Below are 3,184 nucleotides of genomic sequence, written 5' to 3'. Positions count from 1 at the left end.
CCGCCGCCGAGGAGGCTGCTCCCGCGCGCCGGACCCGCCGTCGTGCCACGCGCCGCGTGTCCGCTCCGGCCGGCGCTCCCGCCGCTGCGGAGGAGGCCACGCAGGCGGAGGCGCCCGCCGCTGCCGCCGAGGAGCGGACCGACACCGAGGAGCGGACCGACACCGAGCCGGCTCCCGCCGCTGCGGCCGAGACCGCCGCGGAGGAGACCGCCGCGGAGGAGACGGCGCCGCGCCGTCGCCGGCGTGTCGTGCGCCGAGCCGCCGCGTCCGCGCCCGGGACCGCGCAGACGCCCGCCACCTCCGGTGCCGGGACCGCGGAGGCCACCGCGGCCGGTGCCGACGAGCCCGCGGCTGAGGCCGCGGTCGCCGAGGCGCCCGCCGCCCCGCAGCCCGCCGCCGAGTCCGCCCCACAGGCCCCCGCCGCCGAGGAGGCCGCGCCCAAGGGCCGTGGCCGCCGTCGTGCCGCGCGCACGGCGGCGACCGGGTTCTCCGCGCCCGCGCCGCAGGAGGGGTCCGAGGCCGAGTCGCCGCGCCGCCCCGCGCGTCCCTCGGTCGCCGTGTTCCAGGCGCCGGTCTTCGCCGAGCCGCAGTTCCAGACGCCGGAGCGGGCCGCCGCACAGGCCGCCGCCGAGGCGGAGGCCGCCGAGGTCGAGGAGGCTCCGGAGGAGCAGTCCGGCGGCCGTCGCCGCCGTCGCCGCCGGGGTGCCGCCGCCGGTGAGGAGGCGGAGACCACCCGGCAGACGACCGGGGAGAGCGCCGAGGCGGCGCCCCGGGAACAGGCCGCGCAGCAGGAGCAGACCGCCCCGCAGGCCGAGGAGGCCGCTGCCGAGGCCGAGGAGACCACGGCCGAGGGTGAGGAGAGCGAGGAGGAGAGCGGGTCGCGCCGCCGTCGCCGCCGCGGTGGCCGTCGCCGTCGCCGCGGTGAGGCCGCCGAGGCCGGTGAGGCCGAGGACCTCGCCGCCGAGCAGGCCGAGCAGGACGCCGAGGACACCGCCGAGCAGGTCGAGGAGGACGCCGAGGACGGCGAGGACGGCGCCGACGCCCGCGACGAGCAGTCCGGCGGTTCCTCCAGCAGCCGTCGCCGCCGCCGTCGCCGCCGCCGTGCCGGGGACTCCGGTACCGACGCCGAGCCCGCCGCCGACGACCCCGAGCGCACCGTCGTCAAGGTCCGCGAGCCGCGCAAGGCCGCCGAGCCGTCGGACGAGGTGCAGTCCATCAAGGGCTCCACGCGTCTGGAGGCGAAGAAGCAGCGTCGCCGTGAGGGCCGCGAGCAGGGCCGCCGCCGGGTGCCGATCATCACCGAGGCCGAGTTCCTGGCCCGCCGTGAGGCCGTGGAGCGCGTCATGGCCGTCCGGCAGCACGGCGACCGGACGCAGATCGGCGTCCTGGAGGACGGCGTGCTCGTCGAGCACTACGTCAACAAGGAGCAGTCGACCTCGTACGTCGGCAACGTCTACCTCGGCAAGGTGCAGAACGTGCTGCCGTCGATGGAGGCCGCCTTCATCGACATCGGCAAGGGCCGCAACGCCGTCCTGTACGCCGGTGAGGTCAACTTCGAGGCGCTCGGGCTGGCGAACGGGCCGCGGCGCATCGAGAGTGCGCTGAAGTCCGGGCAGTCCGTCCTCGTGCAGGTCACCAAGGACCCGATCGGGCACAAGGGCGCCCGTCTGACCAGCCAGGTCTCCCTGCCGGGCCGCTACCTCGTGTACGTGCCCGAGGGCTCCATGACCGGCATCAGCCGCAAGCTGCCCGACACCGAGCGGGCCCGGCTGAAGACCATCCTCAAGAAGATCGTCCCCGAGGACGCGGGCGTCATCGTGCGCACCGCCGCCGAGGGCGCGAGCGAGGACGAACTGCGCCGGGACGTCGAGCGGCTCCAGTCGCAGTGGGAGGAGATCCGGAAGAAGTCGAAGAACGGCGGCGGCTCGAACGCTCCGTCGCTGCTGTACGGCGAGCCGGACATGACCGTCCGGGTCGTCCGCGACATCTTCAACGAGGACTTCTCCAAGGTCATCGTCAGCGGTGACGAGGCCTGGCAGACCGTGCACGGCTACGTCTCGCACGTCGCGCCCGACCTGGCCGAGCGGTTGCAGAAGTGGACGAGCGACGTCGACGTCTTCGCCACGTACCGGATCGACGAGCAGCTCGCCAAGGCGCTGGACCGCAAGGTCTGGCTGCCCAGCGGCGGATCGCTGGTGATCGACCGGACCGAGGCGATGGTCGTCATCGACGTCAACACCGGCAAGTTCACCGGTCAGGGCGGCAACCTCGAGGAGACCGTCACCCGGAACAACCTGGAGGCGGCCGAGGAGATCGTCCGCCAGCTCAGGCTGCGCGACCTCGGCGGCATCATCGTCATCGACTTCATCGACATGGTGCTGGAGTCCAACCGCGACCTCGTGCTGCGGCGCCTGCTGGAGTGCCTGGGCCGCGACCGCACGAAGCACCAGGTGGCCGAGGTGACCTCGCTGGGTCTGGTGCAGATGACGCGCAAGCGCGTCGGCCAGGGACTGCTGGAGTCGTTCTCGGAGACCTGCGTCCACTGCAACGGCCGCGGTGTCATCGTCCACCTGGAGCAGCCGACCGGGCAGGGCGGCGGCGGCAAGCGCAAGAAGCGTGCGCGGGCCGGTGCCGCCGAGCAGCCGCAGGAGGCCGCGGCCGCCGCCGAGCCGGCCGAGACCGCGGAGCAGGAGGCCGAGGCCGAGGCGGAGGTCCCCGTGGCGGCGGCGGAGCCGGTCGCGCTGCCCTCGCCCGACTTCGCTCCGGACGAGGAGCTGTACAGCAGCGTCGCCGAGGCGGAGGCCGCGGCCGGCCGCGGCCGCTCCCGCCGCCGCGCGAGCCGCCGGGTGTCCGCGCCCGCCGGTGCGCCCCGGGCCGAGGCGCCGACCGCGCAGGAGGTGACCGTGCGCGAGGAGGCCGAGCGCCCGGTGCAGCCGGAGACGGCAGCCGAAGCACTGGCCGAGCCCGCCGCGGTCGAGGACGCGGTCGTCGCCCGGCGGGCCCCGGCCGCCGAGGAGGCCGCGCCCAAGGGCCGTACCCGCCGCCGGGCCACCCGCAAGGTGTCCGCGCCGGCCGGTTCGCCCGCCGGGTCCGAGACGGCCGTGGTGACGGTGCCGGAGGCCGCGCCCGAGGCCGGGGAGCCGCAGGCCGCGGCTCCGGCCGCCGAGACCCCGGCGGCGCAGGC

Annotated in this window: 1 protein-coding gene; it reads left to right on the top strand. The window is 76.1% G+C overall.

The annotated features are described in order from the left end of the window. A partial coding sequence (locus I3F54_RS31765) for an Rne/Rng family ribonuclease (RefSeq protein WP_240122389.1) occupies window positions 1-3,184 on the top strand: 3,184 nt, incomplete at both ends.

It is taken from the genome of Streptomyces sp. MUM 2J (genome assembly GCF_022414535.1).
Classification (GTDB): Bacteria; Actinomycetota; Actinomycetes; order Streptomycetales; family Streptomycetaceae; genus Streptomyces.
The sequence above is the reverse complement of the archived record's forward strand: the minus strand, read 5'-3'. Positions and strand labels throughout refer to the sequence as shown.